This window comes from Corynebacterium urinipleomorphum, assembly GCF_900155535.1.
Lineage (GTDB): Bacteria > Actinomycetota > Actinomycetes > Mycobacteriales > Mycobacteriaceae > Corynebacterium > Corynebacterium urinipleomorphum.
Genome location: NZ_LT706963.1, coordinates 460,247 through 475,429, shown reverse-complemented (window position 1 = coordinate 475,429; position 15,183 = coordinate 460,247). Strand labels below are relative to the sequence as shown.

The 15,183-nt window shown below is 64.7% G+C and carries 15 protein-coding genes, 3 pseudogenes and 1 other annotated feature; of the genes and pseudogenes, 8 read left to right on the top strand and 10 right to left on the bottom strand.

Annotated elements, in window-relative coordinates:
* Nucleotides 1-32 precede the first annotated feature (32 nt).
* From glmM to CZ338_RS05115, 7 genes are all read right to left on the bottom strand, one after another.
* Nucleotides 33-1,376, bottom strand: a complete 1,344-nt coding sequence (gene glmM, locus CZ338_RS05145; protein WP_087117193.1) for a phosphoglucosamine mutase — start codon at nucleotides 1,374-1,376, stop codon at nucleotides 33-35.
* 128 nt (nucleotides 1,377-1,504) lie between these two features.
* Nucleotides 1,505-2,080, bottom strand: coding sequence for a 30S ribosomal protein S9 (gene rpsI, locus CZ338_RS05140; RefSeq protein WP_407919359.1), 576 nt, complete (start codon nucleotides 2,078-2,080; stop codon nucleotides 1,505-1,507).
* Nucleotides 2,080-2,523 carry a 50S ribosomal protein L13 gene (rplM, locus tag CZ338_RS05135; RefSeq protein WP_087117192.1) on the bottom strand — a complete coding sequence of 148 codons (444 nt, stop codon included), beginning with the start codon at nucleotides 2,521-2,523 and terminating at the stop codon, nucleotides 2,080-2,082. The genes rpsI and rplM overlap by 1 nt, the downstream gene beginning before the upstream one ends.
* A 433-nt stretch (nucleotides 2,524-2,956) precedes the next feature.
* Nucleotides 2,957-3,244 carry a WXG100 family type VII secretion target gene (locus CZ338_RS05130; protein WP_087117191.1) on the bottom strand — a complete coding sequence of 96 codons (288 nt, stop codon included), beginning with the start codon at nucleotides 3,242-3,244 and terminating at the stop codon, nucleotides 2,957-2,959.
* Between the two features lie 102 nt (nucleotides 3,245-3,346).
* Nucleotides 3,347-3,670: a WXG100 family type VII secretion target gene (locus CZ338_RS05125; RefSeq protein WP_087117190.1), complete on the bottom strand. Its 324-nt coding sequence runs from the start codon at nucleotides 3,668-3,670 to the stop codon at nucleotides 3,347-3,349.
* Between the two features lie 140 nt (nucleotides 3,671-3,810).
* Complete coding sequence (locus tag CZ338_RS05120; protein WP_087117189.1) at nucleotides 3,811-4,848, bottom strand: type VII secretion-associated protein; 1,038 nt, start codon at nucleotides 4,846-4,848, stop codon at nucleotides 3,811-3,813.
* Entirely contained in the window at nucleotides 4,845-5,408 is a 564-nt protein-coding gene (locus CZ338_RS05115) for a hypothetical protein (RefSeq protein ID WP_204211851.1), read from the bottom strand. Before CZ338_RS05115 ends, CZ338_RS05120 begins: the two co-directional genes overlap by 4 nt.
* Nucleotides 5,409-5,659: 251 nt before the next feature.
* On the opposite strand from CZ338_RS05115, the gene CZ338_RS05110 reads away from it, so the two are divergent.
* On the top strand, nucleotides 5,660-5,920 hold the full coding sequence (locus CZ338_RS05110; RefSeq protein ID WP_235839444.1) for an excisionase family DNA-binding protein: 261 nt from the start codon (nucleotides 5,660-5,662) through the stop codon (nucleotides 5,918-5,920).
* Between the two features lie 233 nt (nucleotides 5,921-6,153).
* Nucleotides 6,154-6,282, bottom strand: a sequence feature (AL1L pseudoknot).
* Between the two features lie 30 nt (nucleotides 6,283-6,312).
* Here the strand turns inward: CZ338_RS05110 and CZ338_RS05105 are convergent.
* The gene (locus CZ338_RS05105; RefSeq protein ID WP_087117188.1) at nucleotides 6,313-6,549 is read right to left on the bottom strand and encodes a transposase; all 237 of its coding nucleotides are present in this window, start codon (nucleotides 6,547-6,549) and stop codon (nucleotides 6,313-6,315) included.
* A 75-nt stretch (nucleotides 6,550-6,624) separates the two neighbouring features.
* On the opposite strand from CZ338_RS05105, the pseudogene CZ338_RS05100 reads away from it, so the two are divergent.
* From CZ338_RS05100 to CZ338_RS05065, 7 genes and pseudogenes are all read left to right on the top strand, one after another.
* Nucleotides 6,625-7,135 (top strand): annotated as a pseudogene (locus CZ338_RS05100) (integrase core domain-containing protein); the annotation flags it as partial.
* 47 nt (nucleotides 7,136-7,182) lie between these two features.
* Nucleotides 7,183-7,741: pseudogene (locus CZ338_RS05095) on the top strand (NADPH-dependent FMN reductase).
* A 522-nt stretch (nucleotides 7,742-8,263) separates the two neighbouring features.
* Nucleotides 8,264-9,145: a LysR family transcriptional regulator gene (locus CZ338_RS05085; protein ID WP_087117187.1), complete on the top strand. Its 882-nt coding sequence runs from the start codon at nucleotides 8,264-8,266 to the stop codon at nucleotides 9,143-9,145.
* Nucleotides 9,142-10,026, top strand: coding sequence for a serine hydrolase (locus CZ338_RS05080; RefSeq protein WP_070421284.1), 885 nt, complete (start codon nucleotides 9,142-9,144; stop codon nucleotides 10,024-10,026). The genes CZ338_RS05085 and CZ338_RS05080 overlap by 4 nt, the downstream gene beginning before the upstream one ends.
* Nucleotides 10,027-10,255: 229 nt before the next feature.
* On the top strand, nucleotides 10,256-11,860 hold the full coding sequence (locus tag CZ338_RS11235; RefSeq protein ID WP_268875423.1) for a penicillin-binding transpeptidase domain-containing protein: 1,605 nt from the start codon (nucleotides 10,256-10,258) through the stop codon (nucleotides 11,858-11,860).
* A gap of 470 nt (nucleotides 11,861-12,330) precedes the next feature.
* Nucleotides 12,331-13,233 carry a transposase gene (locus CZ338_RS05070; RefSeq protein ID WP_087117185.1) on the top strand — a complete coding sequence of 301 codons (903 nt, stop codon included), beginning with the start codon at nucleotides 12,331-12,333 and terminating at the stop codon, nucleotides 13,231-13,233.
* Nucleotides 13,139-13,483: pseudogene (locus CZ338_RS05065) on the top strand (integrase core domain-containing protein); the annotation flags it as partial. The gene CZ338_RS05070 and the pseudogene CZ338_RS05065, both read left to right, overlap by 95 nt.
* A 75-nt stretch (nucleotides 13,484-13,558) precedes the next feature.
* Here the strand turns inward: CZ338_RS05065 and CZ338_RS05060 are convergent.
* Nucleotides 13,559-13,756 carry a hypothetical protein gene (locus CZ338_RS05060; protein ID WP_143341257.1) on the bottom strand — a complete coding sequence of 66 codons (198 nt, stop codon included), beginning with the start codon at nucleotides 13,754-13,756 and terminating at the stop codon, nucleotides 13,559-13,561.
* 60 nt (nucleotides 13,757-13,816) lie between these two features.
* A complete protein-coding gene (gene eccB / locus CZ338_RS05055; RefSeq protein WP_087117182.1) occupies nucleotides 13,817-15,112 on the bottom strand; it encodes a type VII secretion protein EccB in 1,296 nt (431 codons plus the stop codon).
* Between the last annotated feature and the right edge of the window lie 71 nt (nucleotides 15,113-15,183).

Here is a 15,183-nt window from a genome sequence, read left to right as displayed (position 1 = left end):
CCCCCGTCCGGTTCCCTCACGGACCGGAATTTCTACGCCGCGGCGACTACCGCAGCGAGACGCCCCGCAACCTTGCGGGCATGCTCCTTCTCCGCCGCCTCCACCATGACACGAAACAGTTCTTCGGTTCCGGACGGGCGCAGCAGCACACGCCCGTCCTCACCGAGTTCTTCTTCCGCCTCAGCGATAGCATTCTTCACTTCGGCGCTTTCCAGAATCAGGGATTTATCCGATACTGGCACGTTGATGAGCACCTGCGGGAGCACCGTCATCACGGAGGCGAGCTCCTGCAGTGTCTTTCCTGTCTCAGCCATGCGTTCCATGATGAGCAGGCCGGATAACGTTCCGTCCCCCGTCGTCGCACGCGAGGGCACAACGATGTGGCCCGATTGCTCCCCGCCGAGGGAGAATTCCCCCGCGTTAAGCTCCTCAAGCACGTAGCGGTCGCCGACCTTCGTCTCGCGGACCGTGATGCCTTCGCGTTGCATGGCCAGCTTCAAGCCCAAGTTGCTCATCACAGTCGCCACCAGAGTATTTTCGCGTAACGACGCCTTCTCTTTCATCCCCAACGCCAACACCGCCATGATCTGATCACCGTCGACGATATTGCCCTCAGCATCAACGGCTAGGCACCGATCGGCATCGCCGTCGTGAGCCAGACCCAGATCTGCTCCGTGCTCCACGACGGCCTTCTGGATCTGCTCAATGTGCGTGGAACCGCAGTTGTCGTTGATGTTGTACGCATTCGGCGCATTGAAGATCGGGATGACCTCTGCGCCAGCGGCGGCGTAGGCGGCGGGAGCAATTTTCGACGCCGCACCGTTCGCGCAATCCACCACGACCTTGATGCCGTCCAGGGGCGTGGTCACAGACTCCGCGAGGTGCTCGAGATAGCGGACATGAGCGTCTGGCGATTCCTCGATAATCCGGCCGATGCCAGTGCCGGCCGGGCCACCTTCTTCCAGGTCGGCCATGGCTTGTTCAATCTCGTCCTCCACAGCGTCGGCAAGCTTCTTGCCTCCGGCGCTGAAGAACTTGATGCCGTTGTCGGGCATCGGGTTGTGCGACGCGGAGATCATCACACCGATGTCGGCACCGTAATCGTCGGTGAGGAACGCCAGGCCGGGGGTGGGAATGACACCCACGCGCAGCACGTCCACGCCCTTCGACGCCATGCCGGCCGCCATCGCCGCAGCGAGCATCTCGCCCGACACACGCGGATCCCGCCCGATGATCGCGGTGGTCCGCCGCTGTTCTGAACGTTTGTTCTGCGTCAGCACAATCGCAGCTGCCTGACCTAATTTCATGGCCAAGGGAGCAGTCAGAGCGTCATTGGCCAGTCCGCGGACACCATCAGTTCCAAACAGTCGAGTCATGAAAGACAATTATGCCGTAGCTGACCATGCCGCCTCGGGGCGGGTTCACAACCTGCCCGAAAATGCGGAACGCCGCCGCCCCCAAACAACGGGGAGCAGCGGCGAAACCATATCGCGCAAGCGATTTCTTAACGCTTGGAGTACTGCGGTGCGCGACGGGCCTTGTGCAGACCAGCCTTCTTGCGCTCCACGGCACGTGCGTCACGGGTGAGGTAGCCAGCCTTCTTCAAGGTCGGACGCTCAGCCGGGTTGTAGACGTTCAGCGCGCGGGCGATAGCCAGGCGCAGTGCACCAGCCTGGCCAGTCGGGCCACCGCCGCCGATGTTCGCCTTGATGTCGAACTGGCCTTCGCGCTCGAGCAGCGCCAGCGGGGAAAGGATGTCCTGCTGGTGCAGCTTGTTTGGGAAGTAGTCCTCGAACTCGCGGCCGTTGACGGTGATCTTGCCCTCGCCCTCGACAACGGTCACGCGAGCGACAGCGCGCTTACGGCGGCCGACAGTCTGGATCGGGCCCTCGTGGTAAACGGGAGCCTCACCTGCATCGTCGCCAGCCTCGTCCTCGATCGCGACAGCGTAACCGATGGTGTAGTTGAACTCTTCGGTAGCCGCCGTAGCAGCGTCGATGTCGGTCTGGGTAGCCTCGACGCCCTCGGTCATGTCAGCTGCGTTCGTGGTCTCTTCGGAGAAGTTGTTCGGCTCGGTCATTACTGCGCCACCTGCTTAAACTCGAAGTTCTCGGGCTTCTGCGACTCGTGCGGGTGCTCGGAGCCGGTGTAAACGTGAAGCTTCTTAATGGACTGACGGGAGAGGCGGTTGTGCGGCATCATGCCCTTCACAGCCTCTTCGATCACGCGGTCCGGACGCTCGTCGAGAGCGCGGCCGAGGGTGATGGACTTCAGACCACCCGGGTAACCGGAGTGGCGGTAGCGCATCTCGCGATCGCGCTTGTTGGACGAAATGTGGACCTTGTCAGCGTTGATGACAATGACGTGGTCGCCGGTATCGGCGTTCGGCGCGTACTGCGGCTTGTGCTTACCGCGCAGCAGGTCTGCGACGGTGGAAGCAAGCTTGCCCAGCACCACGTCGGTAGCGTCGACGACGTACCACTTGCGGGTAATGTCACCGCTCTTCGGGTGGTAGGTAGACATGTATGACTCCTTGAAGTCTTTATCTAGAGGCTGCCGGCCATGGCGCGCTTGACCTTCCCCTCCCCTGTTCCGGCGGCCGGTGGAGACCCGGTGGGGTGGCCCGGGAATGAACGTCTATCTACGCGCCACAGGTGCGGTAGGCATGGTTCATCCACGGTGGGTAAAACACACAGGCCTTAAACCTTAGAGCACGCCCTACTCAGACTCCAAAACGCGGCTTTCGCTTCTGCCCTGGTGCGTGCTGTGGGGACGGCACGACAAATGCGTGCGCCCCACCTGCCCATGGTGGTGCGCACGCACTGAAATAGAAACGCTCTTCAGTGGTGCGGGCCGTTCGCCGCGTCTGCCCCTAAGGGATGCTGGGGTCAGATCAAAAATTGGCCCGCTTGGTAGATGAGCGGTTCAGCATTTGGGTTTGTGTTCGTTCGCAGTTTTACCCCCAGCTATTCGCGGCGGCGGTGTTGACGGACTGCATGCGGTCGTTGCCGTCCTCGACGGCGCGGCCGATGGCCGAAAGGATGTCGTTGAGGTCCTGCGCCGCGGTGTCCCACTTGTTCTGGTGCTCCTGGTAGCGGTCAGCTGCTTCGCCTTCCCAAGAGGAAACCATCGGCTTGAGCTGGTCTTTAAGGTCCTCCAGCTGGCTGCCGATATTGCGGGACGAGGTCTCGATGTCGGATGCAGCGTCGGCGAGTGAACCGAAGCCGTACTTGATCACTGTCACTGTGTGTTCTCCCTGATTCAGATCTATGTGGTGGTATGTGCGTGTTGCGGTGTGTGGTCCGATACCTGTGGCGTGTTTCTGCCTGTGGCGTTGTTTCGCGCGCTACAGCGCAAGGCCGCCGGCTGGTGCGATATTTGCGAAGGCATCGGAATTCGTTGCGTCGACGTCTTCGAAGTTGCTGGCGTTGTCGCGGATATTCGACGCGATGTCGCCGAGTGCTTCGCCAAGACGGCGCTCCGCGTCATCGAAGCGGACCATCAAATCGTCGAAGCTGGCCTGCGCGCTGCCGGACCAGTAATCGCGCGTGGACTGCGCGACATCCTGCAGGCGGTTGAGCTCGGCGTTGACCGAGTCGTTGGTGTCGTCTACGTTGTTCGCCGCGTTGCGCATGACGTCGGCTTCTGTACGGAACTGAGCGGTGCTCATATTTCCTCCCCCGATATTGTTGTGTGCAATGGATTGTGGACGTGGTCTGCGGCGCTGAGGCCGTTTGTGACCTTTCCACCCTTATTGGACTGTTCTTCACCCTGTTTCGGTTCCCTGCGGACCGGAACTTTTTTCGCGCCTCAGCCGGGCGGGGTGAAGCGAGCGGATTCGTTGGCCATAGTGCACGTGGCTAATTGGACAGTGGTGGGCGCGGTACGTGTGTGGCAGCCAATGGAAATCTGCACATCACAGTCGGTCCAGGTGGACCACAATGCGTGGGATCCGTCCGGGAGCGCATGCTCGTAGCGGACGCTGACCTCGTCGCTTTCGGTCTGGCGCAGTTCCGGATCCTCCTCAATGTCCTTTTTCACCTGCCGCATGATGTCTTCGGGCGGGACGCCGTAGAGCGGGTCCACCGCGAGCTGCAGGCGGAAATCCGGGTCAGGTCCGGTCGCGCGCCACATGTCGCCGTCGGGCTCGAGACGGAAGCCGACGGGCAATTCCACGCTCAAACCGTCTTGTTCGAGGACGACCTTTTCTACTTTCGGTTCAGCACGATCCGGATCAGACGCGGGCACCTCACCGGGATCATCACCGACGCTGTCCGTCGGCGACGCCACACCTGCCGAATCACCGGAGACTGCGATGTCTGTCCCACTATTCTCATCTCTTTCCTCATCGCTTCCCCGTCCGGCGACGAACCAGATCGCTACGGCGCAGACCGCGGCAACCAGACCGACCGCGCCGACAAGCGCATAGCCGGATCGGCCGAAGCGTTCCTGCCGACGCGGTTCCAGCGCTGGACGACGGATGGGGATCTCCCGGATCTCCTCCCACTCGTCAGTCGAAGGGTGGGTGTCAGTGTCATCGGCATCGTCCAGCGACTCGCAGGTCAGCTCGACTTCGTAATCGCCAAATGCGCAGATGAGCTGCTTGAGTGTCGCATCAGTCGCGACGAGATGCACGGGTGTCCACTTCGGGTGTTCGCCGAGCACACTGCGGACATAACTGACGATCTCGCCGGCGGACGGCTTGTCGTAACGGTGCACATTGGCCAGGCCGGAAAAGACAGTGCATTCATCATCGACGGTGACGGTGAGAAGGGCGTTAGCTCCCGGTTCTGGTGACGTGTCGGCGGCAACGGATGAGCGGCCGCCGGTGACGTGGGCGGTGGTCATGGGGTCTCCTCGGATTGGGGTGCGGATGGGACGTCGATAAGCGTGTTTTCTGCGATGTGGATCGGGCCGATCTGCTCGTTATCGCGGACGAAGATGCCGCGGCCGGAGCGCAACGGCAGCGGGCGGACGCCGAAGAGAGCGCCTTCGTCTTTGGTGCCGGAGAAGAGCACGACGTCGGGCAGTTGGTCCTTGAGAGCGCTGAGGAACGGTGCGAGCAGAGCACGGCCCGTGCCGCCGAATTTGCGGGCGGCGATGATGTGCAGGCCAATGTCGTGCGCATGCGGGATGAGCGGCAGCAACGGGCGGAGATTCTCTTCACCAACGAGTTCGAGATCGTCGACGACCACGTAAATATCCGGTCCCGTCCACCAGTTGCGCGCGGCGAGCTGTTCGGCAGTGATTTCGGGGCCGGGCAGACGCCCAGTCAGGGTCGTCGCGGTATCCGCGAGCGCGGCCTTCGCGGCATCGGTCGACCCGCCGTAGACCGCGACCATCGGGTGATCCGCGTGCCGCAGATGGGTGCGACGCGGAAGAGATAGCCTCTCGACCGTGATAGGCACGGTTCCTCCGACGAGATAGACCGGTTAGCAACGGCATTGCCAACCACAAAGGCGGTCAGGTAGGGAGTAAGCGCTCCCGTAAAGCGATGGGACGGCAGACCACCGTTCTAGCGAGTCGAGCACGGCACTCCAAGCCGCCTGAATAGCAAGCCGGTAAAGCACCCCGCTCCGGGACAGATCAATCTACCCAGGAGCGTTTTTCTATGTCCTGAAAGGACACGACTACCGCCGTCGCGCCACGCTTTTACACGATGCAGGAACTCGCCGATCTCGGCGTCGGCTCCGAGTCCACGTCGCTAAAAGCCATTAAAGAGGGCCGTCTTTCATTCCACCGTTTCGGCACCGCCTATCGCATTCGCCAAGACGATCTCGACGCCTACCTCGCGGCCGCACGCCGCCCTGCCCCGCAGCTATTCGACGGCTTCGTCGATGCCGTCGTGGATGCAGCGCCCCAACTGACAGATGAGCAGCGTCAGCAACTCGTCACGGTGCTGGGTGGTGCGAAGCACTAGTGCAGACAAACCCACCTACGACGAGACCCCGCCGCTTAACTCAGCTAGCCAGGCTGGGTCTTGAACTGAGTGCGAGAGCTGATGGGTGATGGTCGTGCTACTACACACGCGAGCTCCACCGCCGTGCCCCGAGCCCAAACAAAAGATTCACTCAATCAAGGAGAACAAACCATGTCTTTCAGAGACGATTACGCAGCTGCTGGGGGGCGGGATTTGTAGGCGTAGTAGGTGCTCAGGGCAATCTTCGCGCTGGTGGTGGCCAGGACGCGGATGATGGGCTCGACCCCGAACTCGTCGCGGTAGGTATCGATGAACCGGACGACTATTTCTGGAGGCGGTCGAGCTCCGCCGCGAAAAAGCCGAGGCCTTCTTGAGGATGTCGTTGGCACGTTTTACTTCCGCGAGTTCGACTCGTAGTCTGCGGTTTTCTGCTTCCAGATCGAGGGATTCAGCGGGGCTGTCGGCGCCGTATTGTGGTTGCGGACCCAGACACGGAGGGATTCTTTGCTGAGGCCGAGCTCATTGGCGATGCGGGTCACCGCGCCGTGGGCGGTTGCCGGGTCGGCCTGGGCGTGGAGCACGAGTTCTACAGCACGCTGCTTGAGCTCCGGGGTGTACCTGACGGGCATGTGAAGGTTTCCTTTTCCAATTTCTTACCCTCCATTAAACCCGGGGCGAACCAGCGCGTTCATCAGCGCGGTTCTGCCCAGGACCGGGCGGCCGGGCGTCGACGAGACGCGCTGTACAAGGCCGGGGCGAAACCCGGGCGGGGATATTCCTACCTGCATCATGCCGTCGATGACCATTCACGGTTGGTGTACTCGGAGATCCTGGGAGACGAGCGGAAAGATACTGCTGCCGGGTTCTGGACGCGGGCGAGGGCCTTTTTCGCTGGAGGCGGGTTCACCGTCAAACAGGTGATGACGGATAACGGGGGTTGCTACCGTTCGCATGTGTTTGCTGACGCGCTTGGTGACGGTATCGGCCATAAGTTCACCAGGCCGTATCGTCCGCAAACCAATGGCAAGGTCGAGAGGTTTAATCGCACGTTGATGCAGGAGTGGGCCTATGTGAGGGCTTATGACAGTGAGAAGGCCCGGCAGGCAGCGTATGCGGGGTTCATCCACGATTACAATTGCAACCGGGCTCACACTGCTATCGGAGGGTTAACTCCCCCTGCAACGCGTTCACAACGTCACGGGGAAGTACAGCTAGCGTGGGAGACGGGAATGTCACCACCACCACTATTCGGAGGTAAAACCATGACCCGCATCGCCATCATCGTCGGCAGCACCCGCCCCAACCGCCTGGCACCCCAGGTCGCCGAATGGGTGCACGAGCACGCGCAGCAGCACGGCGGCGCCGAGTTCGAGCTCGTGGACATCGCCCGACCAGAACCTGCCCCTGCTGGATGAGCCCATGCCCCCGGCCATGGGCCAGTACTCGAAGGATCACACCAAGGCCTGGGCCGAGAAGATCGCCTCCTACGACGGCTTCGTCTTCGTCACCCCGGAGTACAACCACTCCGTGCCCGCCGCACTGAAGAACGCCGTGGACCTCCTGTACGCGGAGTGGAACAACAAGGCCATCGGCTTCGTCAGCTACGGCAGCGCCGGCGGCACCCGCTCCGTGGAGGCGTGGCGGCTGATCGCCGCGGAACTGCAGATGGCCGACGTCCGCGCCCAGGTGTTCCTGCCCTTCAGCTCCGACTTCGAGGACATGTCGAAGTTCACCCCGACCGAAGGCGCCACCGGCGCTCTCACCGATGTGTTCAACCAGGTCACCGCCTGGTCGGAGGCGCTCAAGACGCTGCGCGGCTGACCGGTAGTTGGTCTGAACCAGGCCGAACGCGGCGAGAAACCTGTGGTTTCCCGCCGCGTTGTCGTTCGTTGCTCGCCTCAATGCCGAGCCGTTCGAGTTCTTCCGGATTGCCCCGCATCTCCCGGACCACCTCGGGCGTGCGGCTCTCAGTCGAGGATCTCCTCCACTGCCCGTAAACCGCTTGTCCGTCAGGTCGGGGTCGTCCTCGAAGGGGACCGGGGTTCCACCCGGTGGATTCTGCCCGGCCACTCCCCGACCGCGGGTCCCGCTCCACGGATGGACGCATCCAGGGTGGCGGTCAGGTAGCTGAAGTTCGCCGATTCCCCCTCGCACAGATCAGTTCTGGTGCCGTGGGAAAAGGGGTCTCTCCCCTGGCCCGGGACGGTGCCGGTTCGGCTGTCATACGCATCTTCGCCTGAATTGGACCCACCACGGCAATCCGCTGCACGACAGGCCCGGTGAGCCCTTGTTCCCCGTACCTCGCTCAGCTCGTCAGAGTCCCCTCCACTAGGCTCGGGGCACATGACAACTCGACCGGATTCCCTCCGGCACTGGGAGTACTTCGTCGCCGTGGCCGAGGAGGGCAGCGTCACCGGTGCCGCGGAGCGGCTGAGGCTGACCCAGTCCCCCGTGTCCCAGGGGCTGAAACGTCTGGAGTCGAATCTCGGCCTCGACCTGATCCGCCGCTCCGCCACCGGTGCCACCCTCACCGAGGCCGGCCGGTCCCTGCTCCCGCAGGCCCGGATTCTGGTCCGGGACGCCACGGAACTGCAGAGCATGGCCCACGCCATCACCGACGCCGGGGCCGAGGTACGCGTGGGGCTGGCCCCCTCGGTGCCGCCGGGCATCGCCTTCGACCTCACCTCCGCGTTGCGGGACGTCGGCCGGGTCAGTGTGCACACGGCCGAGGTGTCGCAGCTGGTCACCCGGGTGGGCGAGGGCCGTCTGGACTGTGCCGTCATCGAGGACCCGGCGCCGACGGGTGAGTTGTCTCGCGGGCAGCTGCACGAGGTTCCCCGGCTGCTCGCGGGGCCCGCCGAAAAGCCCGCGACCTGGGCGGCGTTGCGGGGACACACCCTGCTGGACAACACCGCCGCCGTCAGCCCGGCGGCCGCCGGACGCCTGGCCGACGCCTTCTTCACCATCGGCTTGCACCCGGAGACCGAGCTGTGGCCGGACCGGACGGCCCTGGCCGCGCGGCTCGGTGCCGGAGGCGCGATGGTGCTGCTCACCCCCGATCAACTCGGGGGCCTGCCCGCGTTCCCGATGCCGACGGCCTTCCACCTGCGGCTGCGGTGTGTGGTGCCGCCGCAACGGGGCGGGGCCGACGGAAAGCGGGATCTGCGCGACGTCGTGGACCGTGCCCTGCGGCGCTCCCTCGGGCGTCTGGGAGAGACCGGATGACCAGGAGCCTGCGGGCCCGGATCGGCACCGAATTGGTCGCCGCGGGCTGTGACGGTTGGTGCTGGGCGCACCCGGTCGGCGAGGAGGCGGCCGGCGTCGGGGTCGGCGCCGACAGTCAGACCAGCATCTCGTCGATGTACAAGGTCCACCTCCTGGCCGCCTTCTGCCTAGCCGTGGACCGCGGGCTGCTGAATCCGCTCGACGCGGTGACGCTCAGCACGGATGACGGCCCGGTCGGGACCCCGGGAGTGGGGCTGTTCGCCGATCCCGTGACGATGAGCCTGCGGGATCTGGTGCGTCAGATGGTGGTGCTCTCCGACAGCATCGCCGCCCGGGTGCTGCAGCGGCGTCTCCCACCGGGCCTGGTCGGGGAGGTCGTCTCCCTGGCGAATCTCGAGGACACCACGATCGTCGCCCCGGGCACCACCGAGTCCGAACTCCCGGCCCTTCCAGAGGACGGCTCCGCGGCCAGCGAGGCGATCCGGCTGCTGGTCTCCTACCCCCGGGTCCACCAGGATCCGGCCACCTACCGCTCGGTGAGCACCCCACGCCAGCTGTGCCGCCTGCTGGACTGGATCTGGACGGGCCCGGATCTCACCGGGGTCTCCCGTGCCTTCGCCCGGACCGTGCTCGGGCAGCAGGTGTGGGGCCACCGGATCCCCTCCGGCTTCCCCGCCGGGGGCGTGCGCTTCCACGGCAAGACCGGGACGATCGGCCCCGTGCGTGGCGAGGTTTCCGTGGTGGCCGTCGACGAGGAGGCACCCATCGTCGTCGCCGTGATCACCCGTTCAGCCCGCAGCGGCCCGAACCTCGCGGCCGCGGACGCCGCGATCGGCCGCATCGCCCGGTTACTCGTCGATGAACTGCGCATGTCGCGCTGAGATTTCCCACCGGAGAACTCCCCGCCGAACAGGCGATATTCGTCTCCCGACTGGCCGGAAGTCGTGCGGGAACGTGGTAGCGGTGAGCCCGTGGGCCTAATCTCATCCGGCATGACCACCCGCACCACTGTCCGTGTCTCCGCCCTGCTCGCCGCTACGGCGCTCGCGCTNTTCATCCGGGATGCGGCGGACAAAGCCCGCGTCCACGAAACCGAGGAGCGAGATGAACATGCCGATGCCCACGCCGATCGCGGCCTTCATCGACGGCGGGACCAGCGTGGAACTGGACGCCGGCGGCGAGGAGGACGGCGCCACCGAGATCACCGCCACCTGGACCGTCCCGAATGGCGATGAGTCCACTACCACCGGGACGATCACCCTCTCCGAACAGGACAGCGACCTCATCACCTGGGACAAGCGGATCTTCTCCACGGAGCTGAACGGGGACAGCCGCTTCCTCTACTCCGACGACAAGACCTTCACTCTGCCGGTGACCGACCGCAACGGCACCGACATCCTGTCCTGGACACCTGTCACCGTCGTCTCCGCGGGCCCGGAGCTGATCCCGCGGGCCGGGGAGATCGCCGCCGCCGTCCGCCCGGTCGTGCCGACCTCCACCGCCGAATCCGTCACCGCCCAGATCGAGTCCGGGGACGGCTCCCCGGTGGGGCTGTTCACCCTCCGAGAGCGGGACTTCGCCGTGATAGGGGACGCCCTGCGGGCGATCAAGGGACTGGACCTGCGGGAGGAGGGCCGCATGCTCGGCCCCACCCGGGACACTGCCTCCCCGGTGGACGGCGGCCTGCGCGACTACTGGTCGGAGAAGATCACGGCCGACGCCGGCTGGACCCTCCAGGCCACCTCCCCCACCGGCACGACCATCCTGGGGCAGGTGGAACCGGAGGAGAGCGAACCCGTGCGCACCACGATGGACCTCGGGGTGCAGACGGCCGCGAAGCGGGCCCTGGAGCCGATCGAGCAGCCCGCGGCGATCGTCGCCCTCAGCGCCTCCACCGGCGGGGTTATCGCCGTCGCGCAGAACGACGCCGCCGACGCCCTCGGCCCCGTCTCGCTGAGCGGGCTGTACCCGCCCGGCTCCACCTTCAAGACGGTGACCACCGCCGCCGCCCTCGAACGCGGCACCGTGGTACCCGACTCCACCGTCGCCTGCCCCGCCACCGCGGAGATCGATGGCCGCGTCATCCCCAACGACGGCAACTTCGCCCTCGGGGACGTCTCCATGACGCAGGCCTTCGCCCAGTCCTGCAACACCACCCAGGGTTTCATCTCCCAGGATCTGGAGCCGGACGACATGAGGAACACGGCGGCGCGTCTCGGACTGGGCGTGGACTTCACCGCGCCCGGCATGAACTCGGTGACCGGCTCCGTCCCCGTCACCGAGCCCGGCGCGGCCCGGGTGGAGGCCGCCATCGGCCAGGGCGAGGTCCTCTCCTCCCCCTTCGGGCTGGCCGTCATGGAGGCCTCCCTGGGCAACAACGGCCGGATGGTGCTGCCGACCCTGATCCAGGGTGAGGAGACCACCGCCGATCAGGACCCCGAGCCGCTCGACCCGGCGACAGTGCGGGCCCTGCGCGCGATGATGGCGGAGACGGTGGACTCCGGGACCGCCGCCAGCCTGAGCGACATCCACGGTCTCGGCGGCAAGACCGGGACCGCGGAGGTCGGGGGCAACCGGCCCGCCCACGGCTGGTTCGCCGGCATCAAGGGTGACCTGGCGTTCTGCACCTTCGTCGCCGGGGCGGAGTCCTCGGGACCGGCGGTGGCGGCCACGGGCCGTTTCCTGCGCGATGACGCGATGTCGGAGTGGCGCTGAGCGGACCCCATCACCCGGGCCAACGCTCACGTCGATCCCCCAAAAGTAGTATTAGTGCAGGTCAGCCCCATTCAGGGGGCGGAAGAGGACGTTCCGGACAAAAGTCCGCAATACCTCGGGTGGTCACGTCAACTTCTGCGTTAAAAAATGAGGAGTCGTTCACTGTCGGTCAACATATTCGAGAAGGTAACCCGGTGTTTTCACGGGAAGCCGACTGACACGTGGTGAAGATCCAAGGAAAGTGACCATTGACCAGGCAAATTAGTAGTTGTTGATGTCACAATTTGCCTGCTCGAAGGGATCACCTTCAGGGTGAAGACTACCAGCTTCCATGTCGGTACCCCGCTCCTGCTCAACTGTGCTCGAACGCCGGACTCATGTTATTGGCCGCCACCGCCGACGCCGTCAAAGTCGCCGATGCCATCGACGTGAAACTGGCCGAGTGACAGAACCCGAACCTGCTGCACACCATGACCGCACTGGCCCTGGCACTGGCCCTCAGCGGGGACGACGCAGGCGATGTTGATCTCCTGGGCCCGTTGGTGGCCACCGGCCTGGTCGACCAGGTGCCGTCGCACTCCACGGTGCACCGCCGCCGCAAGGAACTCGCCGACCACGACGACGAAGCTGCCGGTGCCGGCACAACCGCGGTGCTGGCCGGCATGAAAACAGCCCGTACCGCGGACTGGACCGCCTGCGGTGCCCGCAACCCCGCCGCCGCGGCCAGCACCGATGCTCCGTTGGTTCTGGACCTGGACGCGACGGAAATCCTCGCCCACTCAGACAAGGAAAAAGCGGCCCCGACCTGGAAGAAGCACTACGGGTTCCACCCGCTGTGCGCGATCATCGACCACGGCGACGGGCTGACCGGTGAACCCGCAGCCGTCCTGCTGCGTCCGGACAACGTCGGCTCGAATACCGCCGACGACCACAAGGACGTCCTCGACCAGGCCTTGGCCGCGATCCCCAACCGCGTCGATGGTCAGGAGTGGGGGAAGCGTTTGCTGATACGCACGGATTCCGCCGGCGGATCCCAGGCCTTTCTGGGACACCTCAACCAACAAGGCCTGGCGTATTCGGTGGGGTTGCCGGTGACCTGGCAGATCGGCGACATCGCCTCCACGCTCGGCGAGGGCATCAAACAAGGCATCATCCGCGCGGGCGGTACGGTCAGCGACACCACGGACGCTTATGTCGCAGACATCACTTCCCGGATGCGATCCTGGGCCGGGGAAGCACTGGGCATTAACCTCGACAAATACCCCACAGATATGCGGATTATCATCCGAAGCCCCGACGATGGCCTGGAAGGTACGAGGAGACCTGAATGGGGCGATTTTCCACTCGGATCACGGCAGTGTTTATACCTCTGAGCAGTACCGGAGGTTGTGTGAGTAGTTCGGCGTCACCCAGTCGATGGGAGCGATCGGGACGAGTGCGGATAACTCGTTGGCGGAGTCGTTCAACGCGTCACTGAAGCGGGAAGTCCTTCAGGATGAGCCTGTTTTTCCAAGTCAGCTGGTGTGCCGCCGGGATGTGTTTCGGTGGTGCACCCGGTACAACACGAAACGTTTGCACTCATGGTCCGGCTACCGCTCGCCGAATGCCTTTGAAGCCGCCTGATTAGCTGCACTGACTATCATGATCACCGCCTCCGCGGAACCGCAGGGAGGGGCCATCGACCCGCTGCGAGCTGTCTCATTCGTCGAACGCGAGCAGGGAGCCGACACCGCACCGCTGCGTGCGCGCCCAATTGAGACTATTGATTCCGCTGCCCCACACCGAAGCAGTTTCACGGTCGCAAGCGTCGTGCTCGTCGCCGCCCTTGCTGTCGCAGTGGGCGCTTTTCGACGAATACTCCTCCAGGGCCGGCCCCGGCATCGCTCCATTCACCACGGTTAAAACCCACCGCGCGGGTGGAGCGCCGCGACCAGATTGGCTGCCGCCGCAGCTCTATCAGTAGGTCGCGGTCAGCGCTGCCTCGCGTGTGAGGTCCGGGCCTTCGGGCAGGAGGCTGAGGATGCTCCACGGAACGGTGTCCACGTGCAGTGCGCCGACGACATCGAGGTTGTCCCTGGTATCCACCAGATGGCGCTGGCCTGAAGCGGACACAACGTGGTAGCCGGCACCGGTGTCGACTCCGACAGCACCGGAGGCTAAGCCGACGAAATGGGTCGCGGGGCTATCACCGGACAGCTCGACCGATCCTGCGGTCAAGACATCCGAGTCTGGGGCTACGAGTGCAACAGAGCCTGACTCGGTCACGCACACGGCCGATTTCTTTGGATCCACCCACTCCGGCGCTTTCTCCGGAACGGCGATATCTAGCGGGACTTGGGCATCCGGATACGCGGCAATCTGGGAGGGGGAAGAAGTAGAGGTGGGGGCGGCGGCGTCGATAAGCAAATGCTTCTGTAATTCCGAAACGGGCTGAATGCCGCCATGCTGTGTGACAGCCCATGCTTCGTCGGTGCCGTCGGCGAGCAACAGGCGCGGCAACGGGTGCGGCAGGCGGACCGGCGGAAGTTCGCGGATCGCGGACAGCACCGGCGCGCTGATGTCTGCGCGGACGACCCGCGCGTCGATGCCTAGTGCGCGTCGGATCAGCCTGCCCTGTGCATCGCTGTCTGATGGAAGTTGTGCGCGCCCCTCATTGGTGAGCATCCACTCGGTCCCGCCCTGAGTTACCGCGACAGCCTGACCGTCGGCGAGCTGCTGCACCGGTTCCCCGGCGACAACCGTGACACGCTCCTGCCCCTCGCAAGCCGACCACGCAGCATCCACCGCATCACCCGGCGCGAACATCGCCGGCGCCGTGGCGATGCCCAACGGCACACCGCGCGGCATCTCGGTGAGCCGCTCCTCCCCCACGCGCTGCGGCTCCTCCGCGCTGCCTGCGATCAGACGTGCCGACGTCAGGTTCGTCACCGGGTGCACTACCTCCCCGACCCGCACGTACATCGCCCCGTCATTGGCCCGCAGAATCGCCGCCGCCCCTGGATCCGGATTCGGCCGCAACCACGCGAACAGCCCCGAACCCGCCGCGATGAGCGCCACCGCGACAATCCCGAAGATCGCCGAACGCCGCCGCGCCGCCAACGGATCATGAATCATCCGGATATCCCCGTAAATGAGCCCGTGCTCCACGCGCCGGCGCATGAAACGGTGCCCGGACACCTGCGAACGCGTCGTCGGCAACAGCCTGCGCGCCTGCTTTGTCTCCCCTGAAATGGCATGAGTGTGCTGAGCCATGTGGACGCCCCCCGTCGATTAGCAATGGCTTCTTTAAACGACGCTAAGCGCATGCGGGGCAGGCTTCAACC